Annotated in this window: 16 protein-coding genes and 1 pseudogene; 14 read left to right on the plus strand and 3 right to left on the minus strand. The window is 68.6% G+C overall.

Annotated features, from left to right (window positions below):
• The 12 genes and pseudogenes from cysE to VGV06_16785 all read left to right on the plus strand — a co-directional run bounded on the left by cysE (position 1) and on the right by VGV06_16785 (position 8,638).
• Positions 1-663, plus strand: coding sequence for a serine O-acetyltransferase (gene cysE, locus VGV06_16730; GenBank protein HEV2056788.1), 663 nt, complete (start codon positions 1-3; stop codon positions 661-663).
• Positions 660-833: a helix-turn-helix domain-containing protein gene (locus tag VGV06_16735; protein ID HEV2056789.1), complete on the plus strand. Its 174-nt coding sequence runs from the start codon at positions 660-662 to the stop codon at positions 831-833. Before cysE ends, VGV06_16735 begins: the two co-directional genes overlap by 4 nt.
• Positions 809-1,399 (plus strand): HDIG domain-containing protein, encoded by a 591-nt coding sequence (locus VGV06_16740; protein HEV2056790.1) that lies wholly within the window; start codon positions 809-811, stop codon positions 1,397-1,399. Before VGV06_16735 ends, VGV06_16740 begins: the two co-directional genes overlap by 25 nt.
• Before the next feature lie 7 nt (positions 1,400-1,406).
• Complete coding sequence (gene dinB / locus VGV06_16745) at positions 1,407-2,639, plus strand: DNA polymerase IV (GenBank protein ID HEV2056791.1); 1,233 nt, start codon at positions 1,407-1,409, stop codon at positions 2,637-2,639.
• Between the two features lie 83 nt (positions 2,640-2,722).
• On the plus strand, positions 2,723-3,478 hold the full coding sequence (locus VGV06_16750; protein HEV2056792.1) for a DUF455 family protein: 756 nt from the start codon (positions 2,723-2,725) through the stop codon (positions 3,476-3,478).
• Positions 3,479-3,515: 37 nt separating this feature from the next.
• On the plus strand, positions 3,516-4,487 hold the full coding sequence (locus VGV06_16755; GenBank protein ID HEV2056793.1) for a hypothetical protein: 972 nt from the start codon (positions 3,516-3,518) through the stop codon (positions 4,485-4,487).
• 2 nt (positions 4,488-4,489) lie between these two features.
• The gene (locus VGV06_16760; protein ID HEV2056794.1) at positions 4,490-5,833 is read left to right on the plus strand and encodes an acetyl-CoA carboxylase biotin carboxylase subunit; all 1,344 of its coding nucleotides are present in this window, start codon (positions 4,490-4,492) and stop codon (positions 5,831-5,833) included.
• Positions 5,826-6,041, plus strand: coding sequence for a biotin/lipoyl-binding carrier protein (locus VGV06_16765; protein ID HEV2056795.1), 216 nt, complete (start codon positions 5,826-5,828; stop codon positions 6,039-6,041). The genes VGV06_16760 and VGV06_16765 overlap by 8 nt, the downstream gene beginning before the upstream one ends.
• A 10-nt stretch (positions 6,042-6,051) precedes the next feature.
• Positions 6,052-6,567, plus strand: a complete 516-nt coding sequence (locus VGV06_16770) for a DinB family protein (GenBank protein HEV2056796.1) — start codon at positions 6,052-6,054, stop codon at positions 6,565-6,567.
• 14 nt (positions 6,568-6,581) lie between these two features.
• Positions 6,582-7,085, plus strand: a complete 504-nt coding sequence (locus VGV06_16775; GenBank protein ID HEV2056797.1) for a DinB family protein — start codon at positions 6,582-6,584, stop codon at positions 7,083-7,085.
• A gap of 58 nt (positions 7,086-7,143) precedes the next feature.
• A pseudogene (locus VGV06_16780) lies at positions 7,144-7,272 on the plus strand (carboxyl transferase domain-containing protein).
• A 118-nt stretch (positions 7,273-7,390) separates the two neighbouring features.
• A complete protein-coding gene (locus tag VGV06_16785) occupies positions 7,391-8,638 on the plus strand; it encodes an acyl-CoA carboxylase subunit beta (protein ID HEV2056798.1) in 1,248 nt (415 codons plus the stop codon).
• A gap of 10 nt (positions 8,639-8,648) precedes the next feature.
• Here the strand turns inward: VGV06_16785 and VGV06_16790 are convergent, their stop codons facing one another.
• Positions 8,649-9,488, minus strand: coding sequence for an LLM class F420-dependent oxidoreductase (locus VGV06_16790; GenBank protein HEV2056799.1), 840 nt, complete (start codon positions 9,486-9,488; stop codon positions 8,649-8,651).
• 167 nt (positions 9,489-9,655) lie between these two features.
• Here VGV06_16790 and VGV06_16795 point away from each other — a divergent pair, with 167 nt between their 5' ends.
• Entirely contained in the window at positions 9,656-11,941 is a 2,286-nt protein-coding gene (locus tag VGV06_16795) for an MMPL family transporter (GenBank protein ID HEV2056800.1), read from the plus strand.
• 5 nt (positions 11,942-11,946) lie between these two features.
• Here the strand turns inward: VGV06_16795 and VGV06_16800 are convergent, their stop codons facing one another.
• Positions 11,947-13,470, minus strand: coding sequence for a sigma-70 family RNA polymerase sigma factor (locus VGV06_16800; protein HEV2056801.1), 1,524 nt, complete (start codon positions 13,468-13,470; stop codon positions 11,947-11,949).
• A 270-nt stretch (positions 13,471-13,740) separates the two neighbouring features.
• On the minus strand, positions 13,741-14,337 hold the full coding sequence (locus tag VGV06_16805) for a YceI family protein (GenBank protein HEV2056802.1): 597 nt from the start codon (positions 14,335-14,337) through the stop codon (positions 13,741-13,743).
• 166 nt (positions 14,338-14,503) lie between these two features.
• On the opposite strand from VGV06_16805, the gene VGV06_16810 reads away from it, so the two are divergent.
• On the plus strand, positions 14,504-15,940 hold the full coding sequence (locus tag VGV06_16810) for an NAD-dependent malic enzyme (protein HEV2056803.1): 1,437 nt from the start codon (positions 14,504-14,506) through the stop codon (positions 15,938-15,940).
• The last annotated feature ends 208 nt before the right edge of the window (positions 15,941-16,148 follow it).

Genomic DNA, 16,148 nt, shown 5'->3' on the forward strand with positions numbered 1-16,148 from the left:
ATGTTCGACCGGATCAGACAGGACATCAGGACCGTCAGGGAGCGGGACCCGGCGTCGCGGTCCTCCCTCGAGGTCGTCCTCTGCTACCCGGGAGTGCACGCGATCTGGGGCCACCGCGTCGCCCACGCGCTCTGGGGAGCGGGGTGGCTGACGCTGGCCCGCTGGGTGTCGCACGCGTGCCGCTTCATGACGGGCATCGAGATCCACCCCGCCGCCCGCCTCGGGCCCGGCCTCTTCATCGACCACGGCATGGGCATCGTCATCGGCGAGACGGCCGAGGTCGGCGAGAACGTCACGCTGCTCCAGGGCGTCACGCTGGGCGGCACGAGCCTCAAGCGCGAGAAGCGCCACCCGACGCTCGGCGACAACGTGACCGTCGGAGCCGGCGCCGGGATATTCGGCGGCTTCACCATCGGCAGCGGGAGCCGCATCGGCGCCGGGTCGGTCGTGGTGCGCGAGGTGCCGCCGAACTCCGTGGTCGTGGGTGTGCCGGGCCGGGTGACATTCAAGGATGGGGCGCGGGTGGGCGGCGTCGATCTCAACTGGACCGACCTGCCCGACCCCGTGGCGCGCGCGCTCGAGCAGCTGGTGGACAGGATCCGCGACCTCGAGGGCGAGGTCGAGTCGCTCAAGAAGTCACTCAAGGAGGCGCCAGGGACGTGATCCCCAAGGACACCATGACGGTGACGGAGGCGTCGACGTATCTCTCCATGGATGCCGACACGCTCAAGCGCATGGCTGCCGAACGGCGCATCCCGGCGCTCGAGCACGACGGCCAGTGGGTGTTTTCGAAGAAGTCGATCGACAAATGGCGGATCCGCGCGCAGTCCTGATGGACCGCGACCGCGCCTGGATCCTGCTGACGGAGTTCACCCAGTCCGACAGCCTCCGCAAGCACGCGCTGGCCGTCGAGGCCGCCATGCGCGCGTACGCGGCGCGCTACGGCCAGGACCCTGAGACGTGGGGCCCGGCCGGCATGCTCCACGACTTCGACTACGAGATGCATCCAATCGCGCCACAGCATCCCATGAAGGGCGCCGAGATCCTGCTGGCGCGAGGCGTGCCGGCCGGCATCGTCCACGCGGTCCTCGCCCACGCCGACTACTCGGGCTACCCGCGGGTCTCCCTTCTCGACCACGGGTTGTACGCCTGCGACGAGCTCTCGGGCTTCATCACCGCCTGCGCTCTGGTACGTCCCTGGCGCGCCATCGCGGGGCTCGAGCCGGGCTCGGTCAAGAAGAAGCTCAAGGACAAGGGCTTCGCGCGCACCGTCAACCGCCAGGACGTCTACCGCGGCGCCGAGGAGCTCGGCGTGGACCTCGATGACCATGTCGGTTTCGTCATCGGCGCGCTCACCGCCGTCGCTCCCAGCATCGGCCTCGCAGGCTCCGCCCCGTAGCCCTGCCGTGGGCCAGGGCGCCGCGGCCCGCACGATCATCCATGTCGACATGGACGCGTTCTACGCGTCCGTCGAGCAGCGCGACCGGCCCGAGACCCGCGGCCGCCCCGTCATCGTCGGCGCCGACCCCCGGGGCCGCGGTGTGGTGTCCGCTGCCTCCTACGAGGCCCGCCGCTTCGGCGTCCACTCCGCCATGCCCATCGGTCGCGCCTTCCGCCTCTGTCCCGAGGGCGTCTTTCTCCCGGTGGACATGGACACCTACGCGGGCGTCTCGCGCGAGATCATGGCCGTCCTCGCCGGTTTCACGCCGCTCGTCGAGCCGCTGTCGATCGACGAGGCCTTCCTCGACGTGACCGCGAGCCGCGCGCTCCACGGCGACGGCGCGGCCATCGCGGGCGCGATCAAGGCGCAGATCAGGGCGAGCGTGAGCCTCCCGGCCTCCGTGGGCGTGGCCTCGAACAAGTTCGTCGCCAAGGTCGCCTCGGATCTGCGCAAGCCCGACGGGCTCGTCATCGTCGACCCCGGCGGCGAGGCCGCGTTCTTGGCAAAGCTGCCGATCTCCCGGCTCTGGGGCGTGGGCAGGGTCACCGGCGGGGAGCTCGAGAGCATGGGCATCCGGACGATCGGCCAGCTTGCGCTGACGCCTGCCGCCAACCTTCTGGCTCGCTTTGGCAAGCACGGATCCGATCTCCTGGCGCTGGCCCGGGGCCTCGACGACCGCGCCGTCGAGCCCGGCGCCGCGCCGAAGTCGATGGGCGCCGAGGAGACCTTCGAGCGCGACACGCGCGACGTGGAGCTCCTGCGGGCGACCCTGCGCGGGCAGAGCGAGCGGGTCGCGCGCGAGCTCCGGGCCGACGGTTATGCCGGCCGGACGGTGACGCTCAAGCTCCGCTTCGCGGATTTCTCCACCATCACCCGAGCGCACACCGACGATCCGACACAAGACGGTCTCGCCATCTTCTCCCGGGTCCAGTCGCTTTTCGATCGCGTGAGATTGGGTCAGGCCGTACGGCTCATCGGTCTCTCCGTCTCGGGGCTCGGGCCCGCGGGCGAGGGGCAGCTTTCGCTCCTGGCGCCTGACACCGTGCGCCGGGAACGCCTCGCTCGAGCGGTGGACCGTCTCACTGCCCGTTTCGGCGAGGAGGCCGTGCGTCCCGCGAGCGTCGTTCCAAAGATGCTCCCGGCGGGGCGGAAAGGCGGCACGCCTCGGGCGACGTCGCCGAAAACGACCTTCGAATGAGCGCCGGGGGCATCCGGATTGCCTTCCGGGGCCGCTTCGGCTAGACTCACTGAACAACGGTTCAGTCAGGGCACGGAGGCCGAATGGAACGTCAGATCGCGTATGACAAGCTGGCCCGCGAGGACCGCTTCGTCCGGATGCGGGCCCGGGAGGTCGCGGAGAGCAAGGTTTCCCAGGGGCTCGCGCCCTTCCCCGAGCTGACGAGCCGCGAGTCCATCAAGGAGCGCGCGCACGGCATCATGGTCGGGGAGATGCAGGCCATGGAGGGCGCCGGCCGCAGCGTCTACGACTTCCCCGACGCGCCGTGGGAGTTCACCATGGACATGGCGCGCCAGGTCTGGGACGAGTCCCGCCACGTTGAGATCTACATCCGCCTCCTCGAGCACCTCGGCGGTTACATCGGCGAGTACCCGGAGACGACCATCCTCTGGCGCTGCGCCTGCGCCGAGGACGCGGCCGCGCGCGTGGCCGGCGTCAACCGGGGCCTCGAGGGCCTGGCCTGCGACGTCTTCAACCAGCTGGTCTACATCGGCCGGAAAATGGGGGACCCCATCCTGGAGCGCGCCGTGGACTTCGTGCTGGCCGACGAGATCACCCACGTGCGGATGGGCTCGAAGTGGCTGACGAAGCTGACGGAGGGCGACCCGGAGCGCCGTCGCAAGGCGATCGAGTTCCAGGAGACCATCGACGAGCGCTTCAACCTCGGCGGCGCCAGGCGGCTGGGTGACCACGAGGTAGTGCCCATCTCGATCGCGATCGAGGCCCGGAAGCTCGCGGGCTTCACCGACGAGGAGATCGAGCGCCTGATCAAGACGACCCAGCGCTCCCAGGTCTACTGATCCCCCAGGGCACTGATCCCCCACAGCGCTGATCCCAATGCAGATCCTCGAAGGGCACTTCTCGGCGGACGACTCCGCCCGCCTCTGCCGCAACTACCGCTACGCCGCCGAGCGCATGACGCGCATCATGGCCGGTTGGATCGCGCTCACGCCTGAGCTTTCGGCGAAGCTCCTGCTCGGCCGCCACGTCTGGGACAACGCCCAGCACACGGATGACTGGGGCAGGCGGTTGCCGGAGCTGCGCGCTCACGCCCAGGAATCCGAGCCGGCCAACGACGCCTTCGTCGCGTTCATGGATGCCATCGAGGCGCCCGAGGCGCCGGGCGAGACCGCCCTACGCCTGGCCGGCGTCTACCGCGTGCTCAAGCCGCACCTGCTCGCCGTCTACGTGAGGCACCTCGAGAGCGCCAACCCGATCTACGAGCCGCCCACGTGCAGGATTCTCGCCCGCTGCATCGAAGACGAGCGGCGCCACATCGGGGCCGGCGAGACCATCCTCCGCCATCTCGCCGCGGCCTCCGACGGGCAGGCGCGCGTGGCGGCCTGGCAGGCGAAGCTTGCGGGGATGCTCGAGGCCGCCCGTGGCGTGACGGGGCAGGGGGTGCCTCCGACCGCGGGCGCGCACGCGAGCGCGACTCCGCCCATATCGGACGACGCGAGCGAGTTCATCCGTCTCGAGCACGCCGGTGAGAAGTGGTCCATCCCGGAGGACCTCGAGACGGGGCTTCGCGCATTCGGCGACGCTCTCGTCGTTGGTGACGGCGTGGGGCTCGGCCGGTTCCTCGACGCCGCGCCCGACGCGGCGCTGTTGCTGGCCCTCAAGGATGTCCGTCTCGCGCGGTACCGCTTGGCCGCCTTCGCGAAGTTGGGCCGCCACCGCATCGTGAAGTATCGGCTCGAGGGCGCGCGCGGCACCGTCACGCTCAACGCCCGCTGGGAGCAGGGCGAGAGCGGATGGCGGGTCGGCGCCCTCGATCTGGTCAAGATCGAGCAGTCCCAGCCCGCCTGAGCGTGTTCGAGAGCGTCCTCGTCGCCAACCGCGGGGAGATCGCCCGCCGCATCTTCCGCGCCTGTCGGGCCCTCGGTATCCGCACGATCGCCGTCTACTCCGAGGCCGACGCCGACTGGCCTCACGCGCGCGAAGCCGACGAAGCCGTCCTGCTCGGCCCGGCGTCCGCCCGGGAGAGCTATCTCAGCGTCGAGCGCGTGCTCGAGGCCGCGCGCCGGACAGGCGCCCGGGCGATCCACCCCGGCTACGGCTTCCTCTCCGAGAACTGGCGCTTCGCCAAGGCGTGCGAGGAGGCGGGGCTCGTCTTCGTCGGGCCTCCATGGCGCGTGATCCAGCAGATGGGCGACAAGGTCGGCGCGAGGCGCGAGATGCTCCGGGCTGGCGTGCCGGTCGTGCCCGGCAGCGAAGGACCTGTCGCCTCGCTCGACCTGGCCAGGCAGACTGCGGGGGAGATCGGCTACCCGGTGATGCTGAAAGCCGCGGCGGGCGGCGGCGGTATCGGCATGGTCAAGGTCGGAGACGAATCGGCGCTCGCGCAGGCATACGCAACGGCCGAGCGCCGCGCGCAGGCGGCTTTCGGCTCGGCCGCGCTCTTCGTGGAGCGCTATCTCGCCGAGCCGCGCCACGTCGAGGTCCAGGTCTTCGGCGACGGCAGCGGGCAGGTGGTGCACCTGCACGAGAGGGAGTGCTCGATCCAGCGGCGCCACCAAAAGCTCATCGAGGAGAGCCCGGCGCCGCGCCTGCCGCAGGGCCTCAAGGAGCGCCTGACGGTGGCGGCCGTCAAGGGCGCCAGGTCCGTCGGCTACGTCAACGCCGGGACCATGGAGTTCATCGTCCAGGACGAGGAGTTCTACTTCCTGGAGATGAACACGCGCCTTCAGGTCGAGCACCCGGTGACGGAAGAGGTGACGGGGCTCGACCTCGTCCAGGCTCAGTTAAAGGTGGCGTCCGGGGAGGCCTTGCCCTGGCGCCAGGAGGAGATCGTCCAGCGCGGCGCCGCCATCGAGTGCCGCATCTACGCCGAGGATCCAGCCAAGAACTTCATGCCCTCGCCGGGGACCATTACACGGTGGAGCCCGCCCCAAGGCCCCGGCATCCGCCTCGAAAGCGGGGTCGCCGAAGGCTGCCAGGTTTCGGTACACTACGACCCGCTGCTGGCCAAACTGGTGGCCGCGGGCGCGACGCGCGAGGAAGCGATCGCCCGCATGGAGGCGGCGTTGACGGCCTTCGTCGTGGAGGGGCCCAAGACCGCCATTCCGTTCCACCTGCGCGTGATGCGGAGCGCGGTGTTCCGCGAGGGGCGCACCCATACCCAGATGGTCGAACAAGGAGCGTTCAATGGCTGAAGACGTCAAGGCGAACATCACGGGCGTGGTCTTCCAGATCACGAGCAAGGTCGGCGACTCGCTGGCCGCGGGCGACCCCGTGATCGTGCTGGAGTCCATGAAGATGGAGATCCCGGTGGAGGCGCCGCGAGCCGGCAAGGTGAAGGAGATCAAGGTCGCCGAGGGGCAGACCGTGCAGGAAGGCGACACGGTCGCCGTCCTGGACTAGGAGGCGGATCATGGAGCTCGAGCTGGACCGTGAGCTGATTCGGGGCATCTGGGGCTATCACTGGTGGGGCAACCGCAAGCACTTTGACGAGGTGGCGGCGCTGGGCGAGGACACCGCCAGGAAGGAGGTCGGCAAGCAGTTCAGCTTTCCGACGCTCAAGGGTATGCTCGCCCACATCTACGGCGCCGACCGGATCTGGTTCGAGCGCTGGAAGGGAAGCTCGCCGACCAGGCTCTACGGCGACGCCGATTTCGCGAGCTTGGCCGATCTCAGGAAGAGCTGGGACGCGCTCGAGGCCGAGCAGAAGGCCTTCATCACGGCCCTCGGCACGACAGACCTCAAGAGGACGCTGGACTACAAGGCGACGGACGGCAAGCCCTTCAGCCAGCCGCTCTGGCAGCTCCTCCAGCACGTGGTCAACCACGCGACCCATCACCGCAGCGAGGTCGCGACCATGGTGACCATGACCAAGGGCTCGCCCGCGTCGACCGACATGGTGCTCTACTACCGTCGGCCGAAGCCCTGAGTCGGACCGACACCATGGAGATGGAGCTGATCCGCGGCCTGTACGGCTACCATCGTTGGGCGAACCGCCGGCTCTTCGATGTGGCTGTGGGTCTCGGTGCGGAGGCGGCGGCGCGGGACATGGGGACGCATTGGAGCTTTCCGACCCTGACTCGCATGTTCGGGCATATTTACGGCGCCGACTCGCTCTGGCTCCAGCGATTCAAGGGAGTCTCGCCGACCAATCTACCCGGCGGTCAGTTTGCGACGCTCGACGCCCTCCGGCCGGCCTGGGATGCGCTCGAGGAGGAGCAGCGGGGCTACGTCGACGGGCTCACGGATGCCGACCTGGGGCAGGTGGTGAGCTTCAAGAACACCCAGGGCATCGAGGGACATGTCGCGCTCGGGCCGCTTCTCCAGCACGTGGTCAACCACGCGACACACCATCGCAGCGAGGCCGCCACCATTATCACCCTCATCAGCGGCTCTCCGCCAGATACCGGCATCGCCACGTATCGGGCGACGGTGGTAAGGGGCTGACATGGGCATGAAGGATCTGGTCGAAGACCTCAAGGCGCGGCGTCAGCGCGCGCTCGCCATGGGCGGGGTAGAAGCGATCGCCAAGCAGCACCTCGAGGGCAAGCTGACGGTCCGCGAGCGGATCGACCGGCTCTTCGACGCGGGCTCCTTCTATGAGATCGGCCTCCTCGCGACCCACGCCAACATCTCGCCCGCCATGAAGGGCAAGGAGACGCCGGCCGACGGCGTCGTGACGGGCTTCGGCAAGATCCAACGGCCGGCCGGCTTCGCTGATCGCCTACGACTTCACGGTGATGGCGGGCTCCATGGGGCGCACGGCCGAAGTCAAGTGCAACCGCGCGCGAGAGATCGCGCTCTCCAAGCGCATGCCGATGATCTGGCTCATCGACTCGGCGGGCGCTCGCATCCAGGAGGCCATCGGCTCCACCTTCGCCCAGTCGGGGTTCCTCTTCCGCGAGCAGTCCATCATGTCAGGCGTCGTGCCGATGGTCTCGGCCATGATGGGCCCGGGCGCGGCGGGCACGGCCTATATCCCGGCGCTGTCAGACTTCGTGCCCATGGTCAAGGGCACGAGTCACATGGCCCTGGGCGGCCCGCCGCTCGTCAAGGCTATCGTCGGCGAGGACATCACCGCGGAGGAGCTGGGCGGCTCCAAGGTCCACACGGAGATTTCCGGCGTGGCCGATCTCGAAGTGGCCGACGACGCCGCGTGCATCGACGCGATCAAGGAGTACCTGTCCTACTTCCCGGGGTCCAACCTCGAGCAGCCGCCGATCCTGCCGAGCGACGACCCCGCCGACAGGATGGACGAGGCGCTACTCTCCATCGTGCCTGACAGCGCACGCCGGGCCTATGACATGAAGAAGGTCATCGCGGCCATCGTGGACCGCGGGCGCTTCTTCGAGATCAAGCCGGGCTGGGCGAAGAACCTGATCACCTGCTTCGCCCGCCTGGGCGGCCGCTCCGTCGGCATCGTCGCCAACCAGCCCATGGTGCTGGGCGGGGCGCTGGACGTGGACTCGGCCGACAAGGCCGCGCGCTTCATCATGCTCTGCGACGCCTTCCACATCCCCCTGGTGTTCCTCCAGGACGTCCCGGGTTTCATGGTCGGCTCCAAGGTCGAGAAGCAGGGGATCATCCGCCACGGCGCCAAGATGCTCTACGCCGTCAGCGAGGCGACGGTGCCGAAGGTCACGGTGGTGGTGCGCAAGGCGTACGGCGCGGGCTACTTCGTCATGTGCGGTAAGGCCTACGAGCCCGACCTGATCGTCGCGTGGCCTACTGCGGAGATCTCAGTGATGGGCCCCGAGGGCGGCACCAACATCATCTTCCGCAAGGAGATCGCCGCCGCCGCCAACCCCGACGAAGAGCGCGCGAGCCGGGTCGAGGAGTTCCGCAAGCTCATCAACCCCTATATCGCGGCCGGCGGCGCCTTCATCGACGACGTCATCGACCCGCGAGAGACCCGCCCCGTCCTGATCCGCGCCCTCGAAATGGCCGCCACCAAGAAGGTCGACCGGCCCTGGAAGAAGCATGGAGTGATGCCGGTATAGCCCGCCCGCGCTACTTCTTGATGAGCTTGGCCCACTGGTCGAGGAGCGGCAGCACCCCTTCGCGCCCCTCGGGCGGGAGCCTGAGGATGGCCCGCGTGATGCCGGCAGTCGCGTAGGACTCGAGCATTGCCTCGTCGGGCTTGGCGCCGAATACCGAGGTCGAGATGGTCTTCATGTCACGGCCGGCCTTGGCGGCGCGCGCCCGGAGGTCCTTGAGGGCCGGCATGATGACCTCGGCCGCGCGGCCGCGCGGGAACCAACCGTCGCAGAAGTCCACCACGCGCTGGAGCGTGTGGCTGCTCTCGCCGCCAAGAAGGACAGGCGGGTGCGGCCTTTGCGCGGGCTTCGGCCAGGACCAGACCTTGTCGAAGTTGACGTGCTGGCCGTGGAACTCCGCCTCGTCCTTGGTCCAGATCGCCTTCATCGCCCGCACCTGCTCCTCCAGGCGCTTGAATCGGGACGCGAAGACCGTGCCGTGGTTCTCCATCTCCTCCGCGTTCCAGCCGCCGCCGATGCCGAATTCGAAGCGCCCGCCCGAGAGCACGTCGAGGCTCGCGACCTCCTTGGCCGTGGTGATCGTGTCGCGCTCGATGATGAGACAGATGCCGGTGCCGATCCGGATGCGCTTGGTCGCCGCCGCGGCGGCCATGAGCGACACGAACGGGTCGAAGGTGTGGGAGTACTCCTTGGGCAGCTGGCCGCCGCTTGGGAAGGGGGTGCGCCGGCTCACCGGGATGTGAGTGTGCTCGGGGACGAAGAGCGACTCGAAGCCGCGCGCCTCGGCCTCCCGGGCCAGCTCGTCGATGCGGATCGCGTAGTCGGTGGCGAACATGCAGACGCCGATGTGCATGGAATCCTCCTGGATGGTCTGAGTGTACCGCGGTCGAGGGCAGTCTAGCGGCAGATGGAAGCAAAGTCCAATGCTCGGCAGACCAGTCTCCTGTTATTCTTGAAACGGGCTCGCGGCGACTGGCTGCGGCGAAGCCGAAGCTGCGCGCCGGGGGAGCGCACCACGCGATGAGCAATGTTCTCGGACGGTGGGGGCGGCAGGTGTATCGCCTCCGCTGGTGGCTGTTCGGCCTCTCGGTCCTCTCGCTTGTGCCTGCGATCATCGTCCTGGCGCAAGGCGCCAGGCTCGAAGCCGGCATCCTGCTCGCGACCACGCAGTCGGGACGCGCCGCCGACCTGATGGCCCGGCAGCTGCCCGGGCAGCCCGTCTCCTTCGACCTCATATTCAGCAGCCCCACGCTGCGCGCCACCGATCGCGCGTTCCGGGAAGAGGTGGCGCGGGCCCTGGCGCCGCTCAAGGCCGACGCGAAGGTCGCGCGGATCCGCACGGCGTACGATGCGGAGCCGCCGGATCCCGCCTATCTCTCGCGCGATAGGCAAAGCACCCGCGCCGTCGTCGAGCTCAAGGCCCGTTCCACGGGCCAGGCCTCGCTGGAGTTCTCGTCGGTTCCCCCCGCCGTGTACGCCTCGCTCCGCGCGCTGGTGCGGTCGGGCACGCTCGACGTGGTGGCGGCCGGCATGGTCCCGCTCAACCACGACTTCGTCGAGGTGGCGAAGCGGGATCTGGAGCGCGCGGAGCTGGTGATCCTGCCGGTGGTAGCCGTCTTCCTGCTCCTGGCCTTCGGGTCGGTGGTGGCGGCCCTGCTGCCTTTGGGCGTCGGGATGCTCGCCATGGTCGGCGGCATGGCGGGCACGACCCTCTTGGCCCGATACATGTCGGTATCCGCATATGCCCCGAACATCGTCACCATGATCGGGCTCGGCGTCTCCATCGACTATTCGCTCTTCATCGTGAACCGCTTCAGGGAGGAGATCGTGCGCCATCCGGTGCCCGAGGCGCTCGCGGCGACGCTGGCCACCACGGGGCGCGCGATCCTCTTTTCCGGCGTGACGGTGGCCATTGGGCTCCTCGGCATGCTGGTGCTGGGGCTGGGCAATATCGGCTCGCTTGGGCTCGCGGGCACCATCGTCGTGACGCTGTCGGTCGTCTACGGCTTGACCTTCCTTCCCGCGGCCCTGGCCATCCTGGGCCCGCGGGTCAACGCTCTGTCGCTTCCCTTTTTCCGTCCCGCGCAACCTGGCGCCGGGTCCGGGTTCTGGCGTCGGCTGGCGGCCCTGGTCATGGCGCACCCGTGGCGCGTCTTTCTGCCGGTCGCGGGTTTCCTCCTGCTGCTGGGACTGCCGTTCCTTCACATCCGGCTCGGCGCGGGTGACGTATCGTCGCTGCCGCCGTGGGCCGAGGCCCGCCGCGGCGCCGACCTGCTCCGGAAGGAGTTCCCCGGCGAGGGTGCGACGCCCGTCGTCGTGGTGCTCAGGTACGACGAGGGATCGCCGCTGTCACCCGCGCGGGTGGGGCAGGCCTACGACCTGAGCCGCTGGCTGGCGGGGCAGCCCGGTGTCACCGGCGTGCAGAGCATGCTGGATCTCGCTCCGGACATGAGCCGCGAGGACTATCAGCGGATGGTCAAGGTGCCGACCGCCCTGTGGCCTGAGGAGATGCAAGCCGCCGTGGCGCGGGTTGTCGGCGAGCGCATCATGATTCTCGCGGTATCCACGGAGCTGCCGGCCGGCAGTGATGAGGCGCGCGCCCTCGTCCACGCCATCCGCGCCTCTCACCCGCCGGTGGACGGCGAGCTGCTCGTGACGGGCCCCACGGCCTTCGACCTCGACTTCATGAAGGTCGTGGCTGACAACGCCCCGCTCGCCATCGCCCTCGTCGTCGTCGCGACCTACCTGGCGCTGCTGGTGCTGCTTCGGTCCGTGCTGCTGCCCCTCAAGGCCGTCATCGTGAACCTCTTGTCCATCAGCGCCTCGTACGGGGCCCTCGTCTGGATCTTCCAGGAGGGCCACTTGGCCCAGTGGCTCCACTTCACTCCGGGCCCGATCCAGACCGCCACGCCCGTCATCATGTTCTGCCTCATCTTCGGCTTGTCGATGGACTACGAGGTCCTCCTGCTCAGCCGCGTGAAGGAAGAGTACGAGCGCACCGGAGACAATGTGCTGGCCGTGGGCGCGGGGCTGGAGCGGACAGGCCGGCTCATCACGTGGGCCGGGGCCATCATGGCGGGAGTCTTCTTCGCCTTTGGGCTCGCCGACTCGGTGATCATCAAGGCCGTGGGCATCGGGATCGGTATCGCCGTTATCCTGGACGCCACCGTGGTGCGTGCCCTGCTGGTGCCCGCGACGATGCGGCTGATGGGGCGGTGGAACTGGTGGGTGCCGGCGCCGCTCGCGCGCCTGTGCCGGTGGGAGTCAGCGCCCGCCGCCCGCGGGTACTCCACGGGCGGCGGGTAGGAGAATCAGTTCTCCACGAAGGCCTTGAGCGCCCGCCCGCGCAGCGGGTGGCGCAGCTTGCGGAGCGCCTTGGTCTCGATCTGGCGGATGCGCTCGCGGGTGACCGAGAAGCGCTTGCCGACTTCCTCCAGCGTGTGCTCGCCTTCGTCGCCGATGCCGAAGCGCAGGCGCAGGATCTCCTTCTCCTTGGGCGAGAGCATGCCGAGGGCCCGCTCCACCTGGTTCGTCAGGTCCTGGCTGATCAGGGTGTCGTTCGGCGACTCCGTGCTCTTGTCCTCGAGGAAGTCTCCCAGCTCCGAGTCCTCGCCGATCGGCGTCTCGAGCGAGAGCGGCTTGCGCGAGGATTCGAGGATCAGGCGGACCTTCCGCGCGGGCACGCCGGTCCTCTTGGCGAGCTCTTCCGGCGTCGGCTCGCGGCCCATCTCGTTGACCAAGGCACGGTTGACACGCGAGATGCGGTTCAGCGTCTCGACCATGTGCACCGGGATGCGGATGGTGCGCGAATGGTCGGCGATGGCGCGCGTGATGGCCTGGCGAATCCACCAGGTCGCATAGGTCGAGAACTTGAACCCGCGCCGGTACTGGAAGCGGTCCACCGCCTTCATGAGGCCGATGTTGCCTTCCTGGACCAGGTCGAGGAGCGTCAGCTCGCTGCCGAGGTAGCGCTTGGCGACCGACACGACCAGCCGCAGGTTGGCCTCCATCAGCTCGCGCTTGGCCTGGCGCACGATGCGGTCATGCCCTTCGATCTCGTGGAGCGCGGCCTGGAGCGCCTTCTTGCCCAGCCCGATCTCGCTCTCGAGGGCGCGGATGTCCTTGGGTGTCCGGAGCTCGGCAAGGCGCTTCGCCTGGCGGCGGACGTCGCCGACCAGCCGGTCCACGAGCGCGGGCTTGAGCGGGAGCTTCTCGACCGCGGTCTGAATTGCGGTGCGGTTCTGCGCGACCCACTTGTGGTAGTTCGCCCGCGTGGTCTTCCCGCGACGCTTGTCGCGGAGCGACTCCTGCAGCCGTTCGATCTCGCGCTCGAGCCGCCGGATGCGCGTGAAGACCGCCAGCAGAGGCTTGATCTCGTCGGGCTTGGGCTCGCCGCCTTCGGGCAGCACGATGACCTCGTCGAGTCCGAGCTCGGCGTGTCGGATCCGGTCGACCAGGGCAAGCAGCTGGGTTGTCGCGACGGGAATGCCCGCCAGCGCCCGGCGGAGCTGGATCTGACCCGCTTCGATCCGCCGGCCGAGGCTGACTTCCTGCTGGGCCGTTAGCAGATGGACCTTGCCGATTTCCTTGAGGTAGAGACGGACGGGGTCCTCGGCCGGGGCCGCGCTGGGTCGCAGCGCTTCCTCGGACAGGGCAGGCGTTTCCTCGAGGACAACGGCCGCGGCCTTCTCCTCGTCCTCGAGCTCGACCCCGAACGGCTCAGCCTCAACCTTGGGCGGGGCGCCCTTCCGCAGCCTGGACTTTGGCTGAGCGAGAGCGACCTCCGAATGGATGGCCTCAGGGGATTCTGGATCGCCAGCTTCTCTGAACGTCATGCTCGTATGATCTCCTCTGGTGTTTTAGACGCTTGTGAACGCCCGCCGGTTGCGGGATTCTCCTTTGGGAATGAAACTCCTGCGGAGACGCCGGCGTTCCATAATCCCCCGTTTTCGTTGTCGACGGCGCCCACCCGGGCTTTATTCTCGGCCGCGTGGAGGGGTAGGACGTTCCTCTCGGGTAGATCGTTTACGCGAATTCGGCCGCGATCGCCCGCGAGCTCGCCCCCCTGGCGCTCGACCTCCTGCAGCGATCTCTCTAGGAGTTGGCTAGGGCTGACGCTCGAGAAGGAGATCGAAGCCCACGCCGACTTCGTCCTTGACCGGAAGGAGTAGATACTGCGGAGGCTTGATGCCGAAGTCGCTCATCTTGAAACGGCTCTCGCCTCGCACCCAGAGCCGCCCCTGCTTCAGGCGGACGCGTCCCGAGAAGCGCTTCACGCGCTCGACCCCCGCGATGGACAGCCGTCCCTGGATGGTCAGCAGCGTGTCAGTGTGTTCCGCGACGCCCGGGGGAAACGAGGGTGCCTCGATGGTCTGGATCACGAAGTACATGGTCGGGTGGCGCCCGGCCGCCAGCGACTTCCACATCTCCTTGTCCCGCCCGTCGTTGCCGGTACTGATGCCGAGCACTTGCACGGTCAGGCTGCCGCTGACGCCCAGGCTCAGATCGGCGGCGTCCGCCTCGAACTCGCCCGAAAGGTCGCGGCCGAAGCCGCTGAAGTTGGCCGGCGGGAAGATCGCGTCGAAGGAGACGAGGCTCTGCCCTCGGACCGGCATCCAGCGGGCCGGCTCGGCGAAAGCCTGGGAAGCTCCCAGCGGTGCTAGGAGGAGGACGAGCCACACGAGGGCTGCTCTCGAGCGCATGGGCGTGGATAGCACGGCCGCGCCGCACGGGTCAATCGAGAGGGACGGGCTCGAGGGACGGGCTCGAGGGACGGGCTCGAGCCCGGGAATTTGGTTGACACGACCCAAGGAAGGGTCCTATCGTGAAAAACCCACATATGACCGCATGTTTGCGGGAGTCGGACTGATGGCCGTCGCGCCAAGCGCCTCCTACAGCTTCACCGTCCGCCTGGCGATCCTGAACCGCACCGGTATGCTGGGACGCGTCACGATGGTCATCGGCAAGGCCGGCGGTGACATCGGCGCGGTGGACCTGGTCGAGATGACGCGCGACCGCGTCTTCCGAGACATCACGATCAAGGCGCGGGACAGCGAGCACAGCCAGGGCATCATCGACAAGCTGCGCCGGCTCAATGGCGTCAAGATCGCCAACATCTCGGACCGCACGTTCCTCATGCATCTCGGCGGCAAGATCGAGGTGCGCAGCAAGGTGCCGATCAGAACGCGCGACGACCTTTCCATGGCCTATACGCCGGGCGTGGCCCGCGTGTGCCTGGCGATCAAGGAAGACCCGCAGCGCGCCTTCTCGCTGACCATCAAGCAGAACACCGTCGCCATCGTCACCGACGGCACCGCTGTGCTCGGGCTCGGCGACATCGGTCCCGAGGCGGCCATGCCGGTCATGGAGGGCAAGGCCATGCTCTTCAAGGAGCTGGCCGGGGTGGACGCTTTCCCCATCTGCCTCGACACCAAGGATCCCGACAAGATCGTCGAGACCGTGAAGCTCATCGCCCCCGGCTTCGGCGGCGTCAACCTCGAGGACATCTCGGCCCCGCGCTGCTTCGAGGTCGAGGCCCGGCTGCGCAAGGAGCTCGACATCCCGGTCTTCCACGACGACCAGCACGGCACGGCCGTGGTCGTCATGGCGGCGCTCCTGAATGCGCTCAAGATCGTCCGCAAGGACCCGAAGCGCCTCAAGGTCGTCGTGTGCGGCGTGGGCGCGGCCGGCACGGCCGTGATCAAGATGCTCCAGGCGCACGGTGTCAGGCACATCATCGGCGTGGACGAGCACGGGACGATCTACCGCGGGCGCACCGTGGGCATGGACTTCATGAAGACGTGGGTTAGCGAGGCGACCAACCCCCAGCAGGTCGAGGGCAAGCTGGCCGACGCAATGAAGGGCGCGGACGTCTTCATCGGCCTCTCGGTGCCGGGCGCCTTGAGCCTGCGCGACCTCAAGCGCATGGCGCCCGACCGCATCGTCTTCGCCATGGCCAACCCGGTGCCCGAGATCCAGCCCGAGGAGGCGCTCCGCCACGTGCGGGTCATGGCCACCGGGCGTAGCGACTACCCGAACCAGATCAACAACGTGCTCTGCTTCCCCGGCTTCTTCCGCGGGCTCCTCGACATCCGCGCCCGGCTCGTCAACGACGAGATGAAGCTCGCGGCGGCGCATGCCATCGCCTCCTGCGTGGCCAAGCAGGAGCTCGGGCCCGAGTACATCATTCCCAGCGTGTTCAACAAGAAGGTCGCCCCGGCCGTGGCGAGCGAGGTCGCCCGCGCGGCGCAGCGGACCGGCGTCGCCCGCCGCCGCGCGCGCGCCGACTCGCCCATCTGGTCCTGAGCGCCGTGCGGGCCGTGGGCGAGCCGCGCTGGTCCGTGATCATCCCCGCCTACAACGAGGCGCTGCGCCTGCCCGCGTACCTCGGCGAGGTTGTCGCCTACTTCGACGGGCGCGACGAGCCGTACGAGGTCCTGGTGGTGGACGACGGCAGCCACGACGAGACGGCCGCGCGAGTGCTCGAAGCGCAGGCGGCGCATGCCTCGGTGAC

It is taken from the genome of Candidatus Methylomirabilota bacterium (assembly GCA_035936835.1).
Classification (GTDB): Bacteria; Methylomirabilota; Methylomirabilia; order Rokubacteriales; family CSP1-6; genus AR37.